The following is an 18,148-nucleotide window of genomic DNA, read 5'->3' on the forward strand; positions in this document are numbered from 1 at the left end:
TTTAGTCATTGCGAGCAAAGAAACGGGCGCTCAGGCGCCCGTTTCTTTTTATGGCGCCAGCGCCATGTCCGAGAGAAGCCTCAGCCGATATCGTCCGAGCCTTCGTTGACGCCTTCGAACAGAAACGTCGACAAATAGCGTTCACCGGTATCCGGCAGCATCGCCAGCAGCACGGAACCCTCGGGCGCATCCTTGGCGACTTCAAGCGCAGCAGCCAGCGTGGCACCGGCCGAGATGCCGACGAAGATGCCTTCCTTCTGCGCCAGCGCGCGCGAGGTATCGCGCGACAGCACGTCGTCGACGAGCACGATGCGCTCGGCAATATCGCGATTCAATACGCCGGGCAGGAAGTCGGGCGTCCAGCCCTGAATCTTGTGCGGCTGCCATTCTTCACCCGATAGCAGCGCGGCGCCAGTCGGTTCGGTGGCGATGATTTTGACGTCTGGCCTCGCGATCTTCAGCACCTCACCTACGCCGGTGATCGTGCCGCCGGTGCCCCAGCCGCTGACGAAGTAGTCCAGCCGACGACCGGCGAAGTCGCGCAGAATTTCCGGTGCGGTGGTGTTGCGGTGATACGCAGGGTTGGCCGGATTATCGAACTGATTGGCGAGAAACCAGCCGTGCGCCTTCGCCAGCTCGGCCGCCTTGCGCACCATGCCGCTGCCGCGCTCGGCGGCGGGGGTCAGCAGCACCTTGCCGCCATAGGCGCGAATCAGCTTGCGTCGTTCGACCGAAAAGGTTTCGGTCATCACGGCGACAAACGGGTAGCCGCGCGCCGCGCACACCGCGGCCAGCGCGACGCCGGTGTTGCCGGAGGTAGCTTCCACCACCGTCTGGCCGGGTTTCAGCACGCCGCGTTTTTCCGCATCGAGAATGATCGCCAGCGCGAGACGATCCTTCACCGACCCGGCAGGATTGAACGCTTCGACCTTGACGTAGATATCTACGTGTTTGGGTGCCAGGCGGTGCAGCTTCACCACCGGGGTGTTGCCGATCGTGTCGAGGATGCTTTCGTAAATCATGCGTGCTCCGTAAAACGGGGAGAGGAAGAGTTGAAGTCTTTTGCCTCGCAGCTTCGCTCGGGTTACTGACGATGAATCGCCGCTAGCCGGTTTGTGCCGCTGCGCTGCTCTGGAACTGGAATAGCCTTGCGCTGCGAGTAGATGTGCGGAAGCGTCGACGCGCCGAGCGGCGCCTGACCGAACCAGGCCAGCGTCTGCGCCAGTGCGGCGACCTCGCCGAGTATCAAAAGCGCCGGCGATTTCACCGCATGCGTCGCCGCGCGCTCGGCCAGCACGGCCAGCGTGCCAGTAATGACGCGCTGATTCTGGCGCGTGCCGTTCTCGATCAGCGCAAACGGCGTTGACGCGTCGCGCTCGTGTTCGATCAGCCTCGACTGCAGCGTGGGCAACTCGCCCACGCCCATATACACGCCCAGCGTCTGCCGCTCCTGCGCCAGCGCCAACCAGTCCAGCGTGTCTATCGACGCCTTGCAGTGCGCGGTGACAAAACGCACCGACTGCGCGTGATCGCGATGCGTGAGCGGAATGCCCGCATACGCGGCGCAGGCGACGGCGGCCGTAATGCCGGGGACTACCTCGTAGGGAATGCCGTGACCGCGCAAAAATTCCAGTTCCTCGCCGCCCCGCCCGAACACGAACGGATCGCCGCCCTTCAAGCGCACCACGCGCTTGCCGGCGCGGGCGTGCTCCAGCAGCAGTGCGTGAATGCCCTCCTGGGTGGTGTGATGGTGGCCGGCCTGCTTGGCGACTTCGATGCGGTCGGCGTCGCGCCGTGCCAGATCGAGCACCTCGGCACTCACCAGCCGGTCGTGCAGAATCACGTCGGCCTCGTTCAATGCGCGCAGCGCGCGCAAAGTCAGCAGGCCGGGGTCGCCGGGCCCCGCGCCGACCAGCACGACTGATCCGGGGGCACGCACCGGTGCTGAAGCGAGCAGCTGTTCCGCCGCCTCCAGCGCGCGCTCCGGCTGCCCCTGCCGCAGCAGCATGGCCACCGGGCCGGTAAAAAGATCCTCGTAAAAACTGCGCCGGCCGGACAGGTCGGGGTGGCGCAGGCGGATGCGCTTGCGCAGTCGGGCCGCCAGCTGGGCCAGCGCGCCCAGCGAATGATCGAGCAGCGTTTCCAGCCGCTCGCGCAGCAGGCGCGCCAGCATCGGCGCATCGCCGCCGCTGGAAATGGCAATGGTCAGCGGCGCCCGATCGATCACTGCCGGCACGTGGAAACTGCACAGCGCCGATTCGTCCACCACGTTGACAAAAACCCGCCGCGCTTCGGCCAGCGCCGCTACGCGCTGGTTGAGCGCGTCGTCCGACGTCGCCGCAATCACCAGCCAAACCGCGTCGAGCAGACTCTCATCAAACGACTCGTTGCGCAGCGTGATACGCCCTTCGTCGGCCCAGGCCTGCAGCTGCGGCGTGAGCGTTAGCGCATGGACGGAAATCTGCGCCTGCGCACCGAGCAGGGCGGCGATCTTGCGTTCGGCCACCTCGCCGCCGCCAACCACCAGCACCGGGCGATTCGTGAGATCAGCGAACAGGGGATACAGCTTCATCGTCAAAACCTGAAAGGAAAAGTGAGCGCGCTACTTGCGATGGACGTCCAAACGGAGGAGAAAAGCGCCGTGCATATCGTGGGCGGAGTCAGCGGATCAGCCGATCTTGTGAATGCCGCACTCCCGCTTGAGTCCAAAGAAGCGCGTGTCTTCTGGCTCCATGCCGGGCTCGAGCCGCTGGCTGGTGTGGCGGTCGCCGATCGAGACGTAGCCTTCATCCCACAGCGGGTGGTACGGCAGGTCGTGTTGTTTCAGATATATGCCGACGTCACGGTCGGTCCAGTCGGCGATTGGATGAAATTTCCAGCGCTCGCCCGGTCGTTCGACAAAGTCGATGTGCGCGCGGCTGCGCGACTGGTCGCGACGCAGGCCGGAAAACCAGCCGTGTGCGTCGAGCTCGTCCAGCGCGCGTTCCATCGGCTCGACCTTGCGGATATGGTTGTAGCGATCCAGACCATCGACGCCCTGCTCCCACAGCCGGCCATAGCGCGCCTCCATCCAGTTCACGCCGATGCGCGGCCGATAGACTTTGAGATTCAGTCCCAGCCGTTCGGTCAGCTCATCGATAAACCGATACGTCTCGGCGAACAGATAGCCGGTATCGATCAGCACCACGGGAATATCCGGCTGCTGGCGCGTCAGCATGTGCAGTGACACCGCCGCCTGAGCGCCGAAGCTGGACGACAGCACGTGCGTGCCCGGCGTGTTCTTGAACGCCCAGGCCACGCGTTCCTCCGCCGTCAGCGTGGCCAGTTCGGCGTTGATCCGCGGCAGCGTCTGCGGATCACCAAGATCGAGCGTTGGCGTCCGTTCGCTCACGACACCACCTGGGAGGCGATCCGCCGCGACAGCAGCGGCGCGAGGACGGCGACACGCAGCAGGAAATCACCAAAGCCTTCGGCCTCGTTCTTCTCGGCCGCGTAGCGCGCGAACAGCGGATCGAGCTCGCCAAGAATCGCCGCTTCGTCGATGTTCTCGCGATAGACCTGATTCAAGCGCTCGCCGCGAAAATCCGCGCCCAGACGCAGGTCATAGCGACCCGGGCCGCGACCGACCAGCGCGATTTCGCCGAGATAAGGCCGCGAGCAGCCGTTCGGGCAGCCGGACAGGCGCAGCAGAATAGGCGCATCGGTCAAGCCGTGCCGATCGAGCAGGGCTTCGAGCTTCGGCAGCAGCTGCGGCACGTAGCGCTCGCTTTCGGCCATCGCCAACCCGCAGGTCGGCAGCGCCACGCAGGCGACCGTATGACGACGGATGCCGCTCTGCTGCAGATAGCCGTCCAGATGATGCTCGCGCACGATCGCATCTATCGTCGACCTGTCAGCGGCCGCGACGTTCGCCACAATCACGTTCTGGTTGCAGGTCATGCGGAAATCGCCGGTATGCACCCTGGCCAGTTCGCGCAGCCCGGTCAGCCAGCGCCGCTCTCCCACATCGGCCAGGCGACCGGATTCGATATGCAGGGTGAGATGCCACCGACCCTCGTGACCCTGCACCCAGCCGTAGCGATCCCCGTTGTGATCGAAGTGGTAAGGCTTCACCGGCGCCAGCGCAAAACCGAGCCGCGATTCCATCTCGGCCTTGAACGCGTCAAGCCCGCGATGATCCAAGGTGTACTTCAGCCGCGCATGCTTGCGCTCGCTGCGATTGCCCCAGTCGCGCTGCACCGTCACCACCGATTCGGCCACGGCGAGCAGCTGCGCCGGCGTGACAAAGCCAATCAGGCTGCCGAGCCTGGGATACGTGGAGTCGTCGTTGTGCGTGGCGCCCATACCGCCGCCGATAGCGACGTTGAAACCTTGCAGCGCGTTGTTCTCGATGATCGCGATCAGGCCGAGATCCTGCGCAAACACATCGACATCGTTGAGCGGCGGAATCGCCAGACCGATCTTGAATTTGCGCGGCAGATACGTGGGGCCGTAAAGCGGCTCGCTGTCCTTCACCGCCGGCTTCTCGACCTTGGGTTCGCTGACCAGCGCCTCGCCGTCGAGCCAGATCTCGTGATACGCGCTGGTCTTGGGCGCCAGTTCGTTCGACAGCATCGTGGCCAGCGCATACGCCTCGGCGTGCGCGGCCGATTCAATCGGATTGGCCGTACTCACCACGTTGCGCACCACGTCGCCGCAGGCGGCGATGGTGCCGGCCAGCGACGCGTGGATCGCCGCGATGGTCGGCTTGAGGTTGCGCTTGATGATGCCGTGCCACTGGAACGTCTGCCGCGTGGTGATACGCAGCGTGCCGTTGGCGTGCTCGCGCGCGATCTGGTCGAACACCAGCCACTGCGCCGGCGTCACCACGCCGCTGGGCAGGCGAGCGCGCAGCATGAAAGAGAACGCCGGCTCCAGCTTCTGCTTGCGCCGTTCGTCGCGCAGGTCGCGGTCGTCCTGCAGGTAGCTGCCGTGGAATTTCAGCAGCTTGTTGTCGTCGTCGCTGATCGCGCCCGTGATCGGATCGGCCAGGCCTTCGACGATGCCGCCGCGCAGAAAGTTGCTCGCCGCCTTGACCCGCTCGAAGTCGGACGGTGGCGCGGATGGTTTGGTATTCGCTGGATCTGAATTCGTCATATCAGTACACGTCGCGGGCGTAGCGCCCCTGCTGCATCAGGTTGGCGAGCCATGCCCTGGCGTCGTCGGGCGAGTGGCCGCCGTGGGTAACGGCAACATCGATCAGTGCCGCGTGCACGTCTTTCGCCATGTGGGTGGAATCACCGCAGACATAGAGATGGGCGCCATGTTCCAGCCACGCGTAAAGCTCGGCTCCACGCTCGCGCAGGCGCTGCTGCACGTAGATTTTTTCCGCGGTGTCACGTGAAAACGCCAGATCGAGTTTGTGCAGCAAACCTTTCTTCAGCGCCGCCTGCCATTCGGTCTGATAGAGAAAATCCTGCGCAAAATAGCGGTTGCCGAAGAACAGCCAGTTACGCCCGGCGGCTGCGGATTCTTCGCGCTCCTGCACAAAGGCGCGGAACGGCGCCACGCCGGTGCCGGGGCCGATCATGATGATGTCGCGCGAGCCGTCGGCCGGCAGGCGGAAGCGCTCATTCGACTCGATGAAGACCGGCACGCTGCCGTCTTCGTCCACCGCCGCAAGAAAGGTTGACGCGGCGCCCCAGTGACGAGAGCCGTGCGCTTCGTAGTCCACCACGGCCACGGTGAGATGCACCTCCTCGCCGACCTGGGCCTGGCTCGATGCAATGGAATACAGCCGCGGCGTCAGCGGCCGCAGCGCGGCGATCAGTTCACCCGCTGACCAGCTCGCCGGGTAGCGTCGCAGCAGATCGATCGGCTGATAGGTATTCAGCAGCTCGGCCAGCTCGGCGGAATGCGCCGGCTGCAGCAGGCGAGCCAGCTCATCGTGACCGCTGACCGCGGCCAGTGCCACGATAAACGCGCGGCTGAGCCGGGTGATCTCGCGCTCGCGCTGCAGCCAAAGCGCCAGCGGCAGGGTGCGGCCGTCATGGCTCACGTCGATGCCGCCGTCCAGCCCCAGCGTATCGAGCCACTGCGCCACCAGCGCCGGCGGGTTGTGCGCCCACACGCCGAGCGAATCGCCGGGTTGATAGGTGAGTCCCGAGCCCTCCAGCGACAGCTCGATATGGCGCAGGTCGCGCTCGGCGTCGCGCGACACGATGCACTGATTCGCCAGCACGGTGGCGTTGAAAGGCTGCTCGCGCGAGTGCAGCGGCTCCGCTGTCGCGTCGTCCTGCGCGCGATCGCGCTGCACGGCGTGCAGCGTGGTGACGCTGCCGCCAGGCGCCTTCAGCAGCTCGCGCGTCTGCTCCAGCACTTTCTCCAGCCACGGCGTCGCCACGCTGTCGATATCCACATCCGCCGCGCCCAGCGGCGCAAAGCGCGTCGCGCCCAGCTCGGCCAGCCGCGCATCGAGCTGGTTGCCGATGGCGCAGAATTCGGCATAGCTCGAATCGCCAAGCCCCAGCACCGAAAACTGCAGGGAGGGCAGCCTAGGTGCGCGCTTGCCCAGGATGAACTCGACCAGGCCGCGCGAATCGTCCGGCGGCTCACCCTCGCCTTGGGTGCTGATGACGATCGCCAGATAACGCTCTTTCGCCAGCTCGCGCTGCGGATACGCATCGGCACGAAGCAGGCGCACCGGCACACCGTTCGCTTCGCTGCGTTTGGCCAGCTGCTCGGCCAGGCGCTTGGCGTTGCCGGTCTCGCTGCCGTAGACAACGGTCAGCATCGCTGCCGCCTGCTTCGCGGGGCTCGCAGCGGTTGTCGTACTGCCTTGCTCGGCTTGCGCTGCCAGCGATGCGCTCCAGGCGGCCACCCAGTAAAGCTCGGCCGGCGTCAGCCCTTCGGCCAATCGCTTGAGCTGGTCGAGCTTATCGGCATTGAGCGTGCTTTCCGGCAAACCCGGCGCAACGGCGGCCTTTACGGTCATGACCTTTGGACGTCCATACGACTAGACGTCCGAACATAGAGATTTCGTTGTTCAGCGTAAAAGGATCATTCGGTATAACCTTATGCCCTTGGCTTATTTCACGGGCCAGTCATTCGGCAAAGGTGGATCAATGTCCCGCAAAGCCAATGGAACCGACGGTTTTCCGCATCCACAGCACCACGCCCTGTCGCGATAACGAAAGGTCGCAGATGCCGGCACAAGGATAGATAGAATGTATTCAGTTAAGTAGGGGATGTGGCCATGCGCGTACTCAAGGGACTGGGCTGGTTTGTTGCTTTTGCGCTGATGCTGCTGGTGCTGGCTTTTGCATGGGGTCGCCTGCGTGGCCGGAGCGAACGGCAGGCCAGGGCGCTGGCGCTGTTCGCGCAGGATATGAAACCGACCAAAGGGCGCAATGCGTTTCCCGCGCTATGGCTGAACGACTACGACGTGCCGTCGGATCAGGTCGATGCGGTGTATCAGCAGGATCGCCCGCACGAAGAGAAGCTGATGGCTGAGTACCTTGCCAGGCCAGGTGTCCTAATCGATCCGACAGCTGGCCTCGAAGCCAAGTATCCGAAACTGCCGCAAATGACCGCTGACGAAAAACAGATTATTTGCCGCACTCGCGAGGAAGACTGCCTGACAAAGGTCCGCGCGCACCGCGAAGAAATATCCGCACTGCTCGTGAGACAGTCGACTCGACTCAAGCACGATATTGCCTTTGCCGAGACTGACTACGAGTGGAACGATCTCCCGCAGACTGTCTTCGCGATTCCCCCTTATGGAAGCTCGCAGAATCTATGGTTGACTTCGGTTGCATTGGATTTTGTGGAGGGACGCACGACTCAGGGGCTGAGCGGCGTATGCATGAATGCACTGACCATGCGACGTCTGCATGGGCGCAACAACACGCTGGTAGGAACCATGATCGCCGCGGCCCGACTGGAGGGGGCGGCTAGCTTGTTCGCTCGCATGATGAGTGAGCTGCCGCCTGATCAGGCACTACCAGAAAGCTGCGATCGGGCTTTCGTGCCGCTGGAAGTGACGGATGTCGATCTCAGCGGCAGCATGCAATGGGAATTTCGTGCAGCTACTGGCATTTACCAAAATCACGCCCCAACAAAAAAAGATACAACCGATTGGCTTGGTGAATTGACGTTTTCAACAATGGCTACCGAGCGCCAACAAGCTGAGCAATTTGCGTGGATAAGCAGTAATGAGGTGAATAAAAAAATTCTCAGCGACAGCCCATTTGTTGTCCAAGATTTCCCACGGCAAGCCGATATATTCGATTGGGTATCCAACGCTTCCGGAAATGTTCTTATACTAATTCCGCAACCCGCGTACGCCGATTATCTAAACCGCCAGGAAGACGTAGCGGCCACGCTTCGCCTCGTAGCAACCATTCTCTGGTTGCGGCAAACGCACGCCAACGGAGAAACGTTAACCGTTCGGCTGCAGCACCGACCGGCGTGGATGCATATGGCCGAAGACCGTGATCTGCATTTAACCCAAGACGGCCGCAGCCTTCACATGGGCTATCACGGACCCGGTAAGACCGGCGTTACAGAATGGCCTCTTGGAAACATCCAAGCCTGATCCTTCGTTTGGCCGAGCCGATAGCGAGCATCGGCACAACGCTATGAACCTCAGTCGTAACTGGTGTAGGCATCGAAACACGCGGCGACGTTCTTGACGAGGAGGCGGCCGCGCGGGGTGAGGGCGATGCGGTCGGTGCTCAGCGTGACCAAGCCGTCCTGCGCGTAGCGCGTCAGGCGGCACAATTCGTCGGCGAAGTAGTTGTCGAAGTCGATGTCGTAGGTTCGGCCGATGTCCTCACGATCCAGCTCGCCGTGGCACATCAGGCGTCCGATCACGTCCCGGCGCAGCACATCGTCCGAGGTGAGAATAACGCCGCGATTGACGGCCAGGTCGCCCGCTTCGATGGCGCTGTAATAGTCGATGAGCTGGCGATGGTTCTGGCTGTATGTTCCGTCGATGCGGCTGATGGCGCTGACGCCAACGCCGAGAATGTCGCAGTTGGCGCAGGTCGAGTAGCCCTGAAAGTTGCGTTGCAGCGTGCCGGCGAGCTTGGCGACGACCAGGTCGTCATCCCCGCGCGCGAAATGATCCATGCCGATATAGAAATACCCGGCGGCGGACAGTTTCTCCAGGGCCACGCCGAATAGTTGCAAACGCTGTGCGGCGTCGGGCAGATCTTCGGCGCGAATCTGTTTTTGCGCCTTGAACAGCGCCGGCAGATGGGCGTAGCCATAGACGGCAATCCGAGTCGGCTGAAGTCCCACGACTTTTTCCAGCGTCGCAGAAAAGCTTTCCGGCGTCTGATGCGGCAGTCCGTAGATAAGATCCACGTTGATCGAGCGGAATTGGGCCCGCTGCGCGGCCTGGATGACACCGCGCGATTTTTCGATGGGGTGGACGCGGTTGATGGCGCTCTGAACGGCCGGATCGAAGTCCTGAATCCCGATCGAGATTCGATTGAATCCCAGTCGGGCCAGTCCCTGCACATAGTCGGCGTCGCAAAACCGCGGATCGATCTCTATGCCGAATTCTCTCGAATCCGGCGCGGCGAAAGTGAAGTTGTCCTCCAGCGCATGCATCAGCCGCTCGAGCCGGGCAAGATCGAGAAAATTGGGCGTGCCTCCGCCCAGGTGCAACTGTATCAATGGGCGATCCCGGTCGAAACAGGGCGCGAGCCGTTCGATTTCCCACAGCAGGGCGCGCAGATAGCGATCGGCCACGGCGGGGTTTCGACCGATCACATGCATGCAGCCGCAGTAGAAGCAGGGGCTGAAGCAGAACGGCACGTGCACGTACAGCGACAGCGGTCGCGGAATGGGATTTTCGTTGGAGGCGCTTATCGCCTCGATGAGCGCGGCGTTGCCGAAATCCTCGCGAAAATGGGGCGCCGTCGGATAGCTCGTGTACCGCGGGGTGGCGGTGTCGTAAAGAGACAACAACGAGGCATCGAACGTCGGTTCTAGAATAGGCGTGTTCATCGCTAAAGTCTCGTCGGCGCACTTCGAATAGGTATTGATCTACATCAAGAGACGGCGCGCTTGATCCGCTGAACTCGTCGGTCGAATACGGGAACAGGAGCTTGGTGAACCGAGCGTCCGAGTTTCATTTTGTCGACACGCCATCGATGAATGGCCGGATCAATGGCGCATGAACAACGGAATGTCGGCATGCTCGATCGCGTGTCGCGTCACGCCGCCCAGAATGCGTTCGCGCAATGGTGAATGGCTGTAGGCGCCGAGGACCAGCAAGTCGCTTCTTACACGACGTGCGGAGCTGAGCAATGATTCTCCCGATGCGTCTCCGGCCACTTCGACGGGAATCACGGTGACACCATCCTGAGCCAGATACTGGTACGGATCGAAGTGCGGGAAATTGTCCCGTTCGTCGGTCGAGCTCAGCGTGCCGTCCAGCAGGTAGACCTGGTGCGCCTGTGCCAGCAGCGGCCGCGCTGCGTGGATGGCACGCGTCGCCGACAGGCTGTTGTTCCACCCGATGGCGATACGTTCGAACCGGGCCGAGTCGTGATAGTTCGGTGGCAGCAAGAGGCAGGGAAGGCGACAGGTGATCAGCAGGTTGCTCAGTATGCTGCGCACCTTTTCGACGTTGCTCATATCGCTTTCCAGCACTACGAGGTCGTGCCATGAGCCCAGCCAGTGCAGTCTTCGGGCAATCTGCGTGCGCAGGGTCGTCCAATGTGTATCGATGGCGTTGTGTCTGCGGGCGAAGGCGGCAAATTCGCGGCCGTTCGGCGAGTCGATAGTATTGCCGATGCCACCGAGCGGTTGCGCAAAGGGCGACATGCTCGTATCGCCCATCACCGTCGTGACGATCTCCGGATCGAAGTAGGCGCCGGTCAGCGACGTGCCAAAGCGCGCGGCGAGACGAGCGGCCACCATGGCGGACGAACCCCATGCGGCGCCTGCCGTTATCAGGGCGAGAATATCGCCGACCGTGCGCGCAGGCATGTCACGGGCGGGCAAAACAACGTTTGCAAGAGGGTTCTGCGCAGAAAGATTCATCGGTGTTCTCCTGGAGAGATCGTCAGCGCGCAAGTCCTTCTGGCTGTGGCCGACGCGTCGATAAGACAGCATCGGCGCCATGGACGTCGCGCTTATGTTTTACGCGCGCTGGTGCCGGCGACCTTTGATCGAGATCAATAACGAAGCACGCATCCTTCGCTGATCGGATATCGCCTAACGCACGGCAAATTGATCTCGCTCAACATGGGCGGTGCGCCCACTTCCTATATTGCGTTGCATGCCTGCGACATCGGCAACGGCTTTCAAAAAAAGGAACGCAAGCAATGAAGACGCAATGGAGACAGCTGGCGCTGGGCGTATTAGCCTGCGCGATAGCGGTGAACAGTTCGGCACAGGATGCCGATACCCCATGGGTACTGCGGTTCGGTGCGCACATCGTCGATCCGACCTCGAACAACGGCTATCTGGCCGGGGCCAAGACCAGCATCAGCAGCAGCACGCGGCCCACCTTCAGCATCGAATACATGCTTACGCCGCAGTGGGGCTTTGAAGCGCTCGCTGCGCTGCCGTTTCAGCACACGCTGCGTCTGAATGGACAGCGTGCGGCGACGGTCAAGCAGCTGCCGCCGGTGCTGGGCGTCAATTACCACTTTCTGGCGGGCTCGGCGGTATCGCCGTTCGTCGGGCTCGGCGTCAACTACACGCATTTCTACGACGCGAACGGCGTGGGCCCGCTGTTCGGCGCGCACGTGGTGGCGAAGGATAGCTGGGGCGCCGCGGCACACGGCGGTGTCGACTTTCGCCTGAGCGAACGCTGGATACTTACCGCCGACGTTCGCTGGATGGACATCCGGAGTAAGGTGCGAGTCAACGGTGCGCACGTAGGCACGGCGAAGATCGATCCACTCGCTTACGGACTCAGCGTCGGCTGGCGTTTCTAGGAGGCACGATGGCGTCGCCCTTCTTTCCGCGCAAACCGGCTTCCAGGCCATGGGCGTCGCGCCTGACGCTCGAGCTGATCGTCATCGTCATCGTCAAGATCGCGGCGCTGTCCCTGCTCTGGTGGGTCGCCTTTGCGCCTTACCCGAAACCCGCTCGCGGTCATGACGCCATCGAGCGACTGCTGGCACCTACGGCCACCCCTTCGATTCACGAGAGCACACCATGATTGTCGATACCGAGGTTGTCACCCTGTCGCGCATGCAATTTGCGATGACCGCGCTCTATCACTTCTTGTTTGTGCCGCTGACGCTGGGGCTGGTCTGGATGCTGGCCGTGATGGAGAGCATCCACGTCATGACCGGCCGGACGATATGGCGCCGCATGACCCAGTTCTGGGGCGTGCTGTTTGGCATCAACTTCGCCATGGGCGTGGCCACCGGCGTCACCATGGAATTCCAGTTCGGCACGAACTGGGCGTACTACGCACAGTATGTCGGCGACGTTTTCGGCACACCGCTGGCGATCGAGGGACTGATGGCGTTCTTCCTCGAGGGAACGCTGGTCGGGCTGTTCTATTTCGGTTGGGATCGCCTCTCGCCACTGAAGCACATGTTCGTGACGTGGTTCCTGGCGCTGGCCACCAGCCTGTCGGCGCTATGGATCTTGATCGCCAACGGATGGATGCAGCATCCGGTAGGGGCGAAGTTCAACGCCCAGACCATGCGCATGGAAGTCACGTCTTTCAGCGACGTGTTTTTCAATCCTGTCGCCCAGGCCAAGTTCGTCCATACCGTGAGCGCGGGTTATGTGCTCGGCGCGATGTTCGTGCTGTCGATCAGCGCGTGGTATCTGCTGCGCGGTCGCAACGTGGATATCGCCAAGCGCTCGATGACGGTGGCGGCGAGCTTCGGTCTCGCGGCGGCGCTGTCGGTGGTGGTGCTGGGCGATACGTCAGGCTATACGGTGTCGCAGAACCAGAAGATGAAGCTCGCCGCGATCGAGGCGATGTGGCATACCGAGCCGGCGCCGGCGCCGTTCACGCTGTTCGGCATGCCCGACGTGCAGCAACGCACGACCCATATGGCCATCCAGATCCCGTGGGCGATGGGTCTGATCGGTACGCACTCCACCGACGAGACGATGCCCGGCATCGCCGAGCTGGTGGATACGGCCAAGGGGCGCATCGGCGAGGGCGTGAAGGCCTATGACGCGATGCTGGTGCTGCGGCAGGACAAGTCCAACGTGCAGGCGCAGGCCACGCTGGCCGCGCACGATCAGGATATGGGCTATGCGTTGCTGCTCAAGCGCTATGTCGACGATCCGCGCAAGGCCACGCCGGCGGATATCCAGAAGGCCGCCGATAGCACGATCCCGAATGTGCCGGTGCTGTTCTGGTCGTTTCGCCTGATGGTGGCCTGCGGCATGTATTTCATCGCGCTGTTCGCCTTCGCCTTCTGGAAAGCCAGCAAGCGCGAGCTGACCAGGCACCGCTGGTTTCTGAAGGTGGCGCTGTGGAGTCTGCCGCTGCCGTGGCTCGCCATCGAGCTGGGCTGGATCGTGGCCGAGTACGGCCGCCAGCCGTGGGCGATCGAGGGGGTGCTGCCGACGGCGCTGGGCGTGTCGTCGCTGAGTGCTCACCAGGTCTGGGGATCGCTGATCGGCTTCATCGTTTTCTACAGCGCGCTGGCCATCGTCGACGTCGTACTGATGCTGAAGTTCATCCGCAAAGGCCCCGACGGGCTCGAACTTTGGCCGGCGAGCATCGAGCCGGCACTGATCGAACCGACCCCGAAACCGTTCACCCCTGTTCCGCTGAAGTCCTGAGGACGATCACATGTTCACTTACGAGGTTCTGCGGATTATCTGGTGGCTGCTGCTCGGTGTGCTGCTCGCCGGCTTTGCCATCATGGACGGCTTCGATTTCGGGCTGGCTGCGCTGCTGCCTGTGCTGGGCCGCAATGACGAGGAACGCCGCGTGCTGCTGGAAACCATCGAGCCGACGTGGGAGGGGAACCAGGTCTGGTTCATTCTCGGCGGCGGCGCGGTGTTTGCCGCGTGGCCGCTGCTGTATGCGGTGTCCTTTTCCGGCATGTACGAGGCGATTCTGCTGGTGCTGCTGGCGTTTATCGTGCGGCCGGTCGGCTTCAATTTCCGCAACAAGATGCCCGGCCGGGTGTGGCGGAATATCTGGGACGGTGGTCTGACGGTGTCCGGGCTGGTGGTGATGCTGATCTGCGGCGTGGCGTTCGGCAATCTGTTTCTCGGCCTGCCGTTCCGCTTCGACGACGACCTGCGCATGAGCTGGGAGGGTGGCTTCTTCAACCTGCTGCAGCCGTTTGCGATCCTGTGCGGGCTGGTCAGCATCGTACTGCTGCTGATGCACGGCGCGAGCTGGGCGTCGTTGAAGAGCGATCTGCAGATCGCACGGCGCGCTTCGCGAATCGCGCAAGCGTGTTCGGTCGCTTTTATCGCGCTGTATGGTTTGGCGGGGGTGTACCTGTTGCATGGCGTAACGGCTTACCGTCTGGTCGGCGCGATATCGTCCGGCGGCGTATCCAACCCCCTGCTCAAGGATGTCGCCCGCGGCGGCAACTGGCTGGCGAGCTATGCCGAGCACCCGGCATTCTGGCTCGCTCCGGCGCTAGCTCTGCTCGGCGCTCTGATCGTGGTGGCATTGAATCGTCACTCCCCGCGCATCACGTTTTTTTTCAGTGGCCTTACGGTGGGCGCCACGATCTTTTCGGCGGGCTTCGCGCTGTTTCCCTTCCTGATGCCGTCCAGTCTGGATCCACGATCGAGCCTGACCGTCTGGGATGCCTCGTCCAGCCGAGGCACGTTAGGGCTGATGCTGGGCGCGACCGCGGTTTTCATGCCGATCATCCTGCTCTACACCGGCTGGGTTTACCGCGTGCTGCGCGGGCGCGTCACGCTGGAACACATTCGCCGCACTCACACCGGTTATTAGGAGATAGATCTCATGTGGTATTTCGCCTGGATTCTCGGCCTCGGCCTGGCCTGCGCATTCGCCGTACTCAACGGCATCTGGTACGAAGTGCATGCAAGCGACGAAGCCGCTCGCTTGCCGACGGATACCGAGTTGCCGGATGAGCTGAGTTGAGTGGGGCGTGGTGGCCTCGCGGTCGCAAGCAAGCGGTCGAGAGGTCGCCACGGATTACGCGTTAAAGCGGCTACCTACGATCGGCAGATCGATGCGCCTCGACGCATCGATCCAGAGGGCCGCGGCGATTATCGATCGATCGGCCGGATGGTGATGTCTGGCATAGTCTCGAACAAGGACGTGGAAGGCTTCGCCGGTTTCCCGCACATAGCACGACAAGTTTGTTCGGCGTCTTCCGTCCTGCCTACCCGCGGGAACGAATGTGGGGTGGGTCAGTTAGCGACAGACCATCACGGGCAGTGGCGTGTTGAGAATCACCTTCTGCGTTTCGCTGCCCAGCAGCAGCCGATCAAGCCCGCGTTTGCCGTGCGAGCCCATCACGATGAGGTCGCAGTGTTCGGCCTCGGCGGTGGCCAAAATGGCGGTGTGGGTTCGTTTTTCGAGCCGGTAGCTGGATGCGCACGGTACGCCGGCTTCTTCCGCGAGTTTGACAATATCCGACAGGCTGCGCGTCGCATAGGCGATGGTCTGACTGCTGTAAAACTACTGATCGACATAGATGTCCGTGACGAAAATGGCATCTTCGTACGGCGCGGCGACATGAAAGGCATACACGCCGATACCGAGTCGCTTGGCCAGATCGATTGCCACTTTTGCGGCGCGAAGAGAGACCTCTGAACCATCGGTGGCGATAAGGATTCGGGAAAACATCGGTGTACTCCTTCGGGAAAATCGGTAGACGATCGGGGTGGTTCAATCTCGCGGCGCGTTATCGGCAGTCGTCCGTTTGAATCGAGGTCGGCGCACGCATTCAGTGCTGTAAAAAGATCGGCGGCGTGGAGTGGGCCAAGACATGTCGCGTGGCCCCGCCGTCAATGGGCTCGCGCATGCGCGAGTGGCTGTAGGCACCCATCAACAGCAGGCTTGCGTTGTTGTCCTGTGCTTCCCGAATCAACGCCTGACCGGCGGCGAGATGGTCACCGACCCCCACCGCCCGGCTCCATGGCTCACAGTCGGTGACCAGGGCCAGCACGTCCGTCCATGCCGGAACGCAGGAACGGCAGGGCGATTCCGCAGGGAGCCGATGCCGAGGCGGTAGCGGAAAGCTCATGGCATCATGCTCCGACGAGGTCGATCGAGTGAATCACCTGCGTGCCGTCGTCGGGGTCGGTGCACCGCGAAAAGCCGAGCCGATGCGTAAAGTGGTGCATGGCGTCGTTCGACGCGGCATCGAGAGAAATCATCCTGCGATATCCATGGCGCAGCGCCATGCCCATCGCCCGACGCATCAAAATCGTGCCCAGGCCGCGGCGCTGCCAGTCGTCGGCAATGCTGATCGCGCATTCGCACGTGTCAGGATCGGAGGTGGCACCGTAGCGACTGATACCGATTTCGCGCAGCGTGCCGTCGTCATGCACCAACGCGACAAACGCGGCCGATCGATCGCCGTCGACGGTCATCATCTGATCGACAAGTGCCGGGCTAGGTTCGCGAAACTCGCTGAGAAAGCGCGCCCTGCGCGACTCGGGCGAGAGCCGACGGATGAATTCGATCTCGCGCGCGCGATCTTCCTGGCGCAATTGACGAATAAGCACATAGCTTCCGTCGTGCAGCCGTTCGACCCAGTGATCGTCGGGTACGACGGGAAACTCGTGCGGCGCGGCGGTCTGTTCGCGTATCGTGGAAGGCGACATGGGCATACTCCGGTTCATCGAGTCGAAACCAGAGCGCTCTCTGGTCTTTCCCGGATTACCGTTCTACCCGCTCTACCGATCGCTTCATTGACCCAGATCAATCAAAAAAGCGATATCGCCTATCGCCGTGTCGGTTCTTTTTTGCCGCTGTCCTGGGTGCCGCACATGGCCGCGAGCAAGTCGGGCTTGAGGATGGAAACGGTCTTGCGACTCACCGCCAGCACGCCGGCAGCCTCCATCCGGGTAAACAGTCGGCTCACCGTTTCGACCACCAGGCCGAGATAATTGGCGATGTCGTAGCGCGACATCGTCAGCGTCAATGTCACGGTGTCGCGCGACAGGCGGCCATAGCGTTCCGAGAGGCTGCGCAGAAAAATGGCCAGGCGTTCCTGCGCCTGCTGGCGCCCCATCATCACCAGATGGCGCTGTTCGGCGACCACCTCCCGGCTGACCACGCGCATCAGCTGGCGCTGCAGCGATGGCACCTCGGTCATCACCTGCTGCAGCTGTGTGTACGGCAGCTCGCAGACGCTGGTGCGCTCCAAGGCTTCGGCGGCACAAAGATGATGATCGTTCGCCAGGGCGTCGACCCCGATCAATTCGCCGGGCAAATGAAAGCCCAGTATCTGGGCGTCGCCCTCGTCGCTTTCCACCACGGTCTTGAGCGAGCCCGATCGCACGACGTACAGCGAGTGAAACGCATCGCCCTGGCGATACAGATGGTCGCCACGTTCGAGCACCCGCTTATCGCGCACCGCCGTGTCCAGGCGTTCCAGATCGGCCTGATTGATTCCCGCCGGCAGGCAAAGTTCACTGAGCGCGCAGTGGCCGCAGCTGCGCTTGAGCTGATGCAGATCGATCGGATCAAAAGGCAGGGCACTGCGTTTCATGGCCCGTTCTGCGGCATGTGTGTGATCCAAGGATCGGAAAAGCAGATCCACCATAGCACCGACACCTTCCGCTGTAAGGTTGTGACGATCGGAGGGGTGGAATCGCGCGCCAGGGACAGACGCGAGTGTTCAACCGGCTCGAATCGGCAGGCCGAGGCTAACCGACTGCCGCGACTCCCGTGTTGATCAGGATCAAATAGCGCATGGGAAATGCGGCGTCTATCCAGAAAGAATGGCGCGCTGCCTGTCGCCTAGGATCGCGTCTGAGCAGCCATTCTTTTCCGCTCGGCCCGACAAGCTCTCAGAGCCTATCTCGAACCGCAACGCCTAGAAATAAAGAAAGTCCGAGCTAATTCGCCGGACACAGGGGGCGAAGACGATGCGGTCGCACCCATCGGAGACTGTTTTGAGCGCTCATAAATCGTAAGCGCCGCACAACAAAAAGATCTGCCTGTCGTGCAGCGGTTTAGGTGACTGCGACACCTTTAAAGGTTCCCGACAAGCGC

16 protein-coding genes and 1 pseudogene are annotated in these 18,148 nt (G+C 62.3%); 6 read left to right on the plus strand and 11 right to left on the minus strand.

All coding sequences use genetic code 11. The annotated features are described in order from the left end of the window. Positions 1-80: 80 nt before the first annotated feature. From cysK to ACDK93_RS00900, 5 genes are all read right to left on the minus strand, one after another. On the minus strand, positions 81-1,022 hold the full coding sequence (cysK, locus tag ACDK93_RS00880; RefSeq protein ID WP_458070708.1) for a cysteine synthase A: 942 nt from the start codon (positions 1,020-1,022) through the stop codon (positions 81-83). Positions 1,023-1,084: 62 nt separating this feature from the next. Further along, on the minus strand, positions 1,085-2,572 hold the full coding sequence (gene cysG, locus ACDK93_RS00885; protein ID WP_458070709.1) for a siroheme synthase CysG: 1,488 nt from the start codon (positions 2,570-2,572) through the stop codon (positions 1,085-1,087). Between the two features lie 96 nt (positions 2,573-2,668). Continuing rightward, positions 2,669-3,391: a phosphoadenylyl-sulfate reductase gene (locus ACDK93_RS00890; RefSeq protein WP_458070710.1), complete on the minus strand. Its 723-nt coding sequence runs from the start codon at positions 3,389-3,391 to the stop codon at positions 2,669-2,671. Further along, positions 3,388-5,136 carry an assimilatory sulfite reductase (NADPH) hemoprotein subunit gene (cysI, locus tag ACDK93_RS00895; protein WP_458070711.1) on the minus strand — a complete coding sequence of 583 codons (1,749 nt, stop codon included), beginning with the start codon at positions 5,134-5,136 and terminating at the stop codon, positions 3,388-3,390. Before cysI ends, ACDK93_RS00890 begins: the two co-directional genes overlap by 4 nt. 1 nt (position 5,137) lies before the next feature. After that, positions 5,138-6,973, minus strand: coding sequence for an assimilatory sulfite reductase (NADPH) flavoprotein subunit (locus ACDK93_RS00900; protein WP_458070712.1), 1,836 nt, complete (start codon positions 6,971-6,973; stop codon positions 5,138-5,140). 261 nt (positions 6,974-7,234) lie between these two features. Here ACDK93_RS00900 and ACDK93_RS00905 point away from each other — a divergent pair, with 261 nt between their 5' ends. Then, entirely contained in the window at positions 7,235-8,575 is a 1,341-nt protein-coding gene (locus ACDK93_RS00905; RefSeq protein WP_458070713.1) for a hypothetical protein, read from the plus strand. 50 nt (positions 8,576-8,625) lie between these two features. On the opposite strand, the gene hemN is transcribed toward ACDK93_RS00905, so the two are convergent. Then, positions 8,626-9,996 carry an oxygen-independent coproporphyrinogen III oxidase gene (gene hemN, locus ACDK93_RS00910; protein ID WP_458070714.1) on the minus strand — a complete coding sequence of 457 codons (1,371 nt, stop codon included), beginning with the start codon at positions 9,994-9,996 and terminating at the stop codon, positions 8,626-8,628. A 159-nt stretch (positions 9,997-10,155) separates the two neighbouring features. Next, a complete protein-coding gene (locus ACDK93_RS00915; RefSeq protein WP_458070715.1) occupies positions 10,156-11,118 on the minus strand; it encodes a universal stress protein in 963 nt (320 codons plus the stop codon). Positions 11,119-11,321: 203 nt separating this feature from the next. On the opposite strand from ACDK93_RS00915, the gene ACDK93_RS00920 reads away from it, so the two are divergent. From ACDK93_RS00920 to cydX, 5 genes are read left to right on the plus strand one after another with little or no spacing between them, the layout of a single operon-like run. Next, complete coding sequence (locus ACDK93_RS00920; protein WP_458070716.1) at positions 11,322-11,939, plus strand: OmpW/AlkL family protein; 618 nt, start codon at positions 11,322-11,324, stop codon at positions 11,937-11,939. Between the two features lie 8 nt (positions 11,940-11,947). Beyond that, positions 11,948-12,166 carry a cytochrome oxidase putative small subunit CydP gene (gene cydP / locus ACDK93_RS00925; RefSeq protein ID WP_458070717.1) on the plus strand — a complete coding sequence of 73 codons (219 nt, stop codon included), beginning with the start codon at positions 11,948-11,950 and terminating at the stop codon, positions 12,164-12,166. Next, a complete protein-coding gene (locus tag ACDK93_RS00930) occupies positions 12,166-13,764 on the plus strand; it encodes a cytochrome ubiquinol oxidase subunit I (RefSeq protein ID WP_458072310.1) in 1,599 nt (532 codons plus the stop codon). The genes cydP and ACDK93_RS00930 overlap by 1 nt, the downstream gene beginning before the upstream one ends. A 10-nt stretch (positions 13,765-13,774) precedes the next feature. After that, the gene (gene cydB, locus ACDK93_RS00935) at positions 13,775-14,905 is read left to right on the plus strand and encodes a cytochrome d ubiquinol oxidase subunit II (RefSeq protein ID WP_458070718.1); all 1,131 of its coding nucleotides are present in this window, start codon (positions 13,775-13,777) and stop codon (positions 14,903-14,905) included. 12 nt (positions 14,906-14,917) lie between these two features. Then, positions 14,918-15,058 (plus strand): cytochrome bd-I oxidase subunit CydX, encoded by a 141-nt coding sequence (cydX, locus tag ACDK93_RS00940; RefSeq protein WP_179478933.1) that lies wholly within the window; start codon positions 14,918-14,920, stop codon positions 15,056-15,058. Positions 15,059-15,334: 276 nt separating this feature from the next. On the opposite strand, the pseudogene ACDK93_RS00945 reads toward cydX, so the two are convergent. The 4 genes and pseudogenes from ACDK93_RS00945 to fnr all read right to left on the minus strand — a co-directional run bounded on the left by ACDK93_RS00945 (position 15,335) and on the right by fnr (position 17,642). Next, positions 15,335-15,769, minus strand: a pseudogene (locus ACDK93_RS00945) (universal stress protein). A 100-nt stretch (positions 15,770-15,869) separates the two neighbouring features. After that, the gene (locus tag ACDK93_RS00950; protein WP_458070719.1) at positions 15,870-16,091 is read right to left on the minus strand and encodes a hypothetical protein; all 222 of its coding nucleotides are present in this window, start codon (positions 16,089-16,091) and stop codon (positions 15,870-15,872) included. Positions 16,092-16,173: 82 nt separating this feature from the next. Next, a complete protein-coding gene (locus ACDK93_RS00955; RefSeq protein WP_458070720.1) occupies positions 16,174-16,752 on the minus strand; it encodes an N-acetyltransferase family protein in 579 nt (192 codons plus the stop codon). Between the two features lie 119 nt (positions 16,753-16,871). Further along, a complete protein-coding gene (fnr, locus tag ACDK93_RS00960) occupies positions 16,872-17,642 on the minus strand; it encodes a fumarate/nitrate reduction transcriptional regulator Fnr (protein ID WP_184509232.1) in 771 nt (256 codons plus the stop codon). Positions 17,643-18,148: the final 506 nt, after the last annotated feature.

Source organism: Rhodanobacter sp. BL-MT-08 (assembly GCF_054161255.1).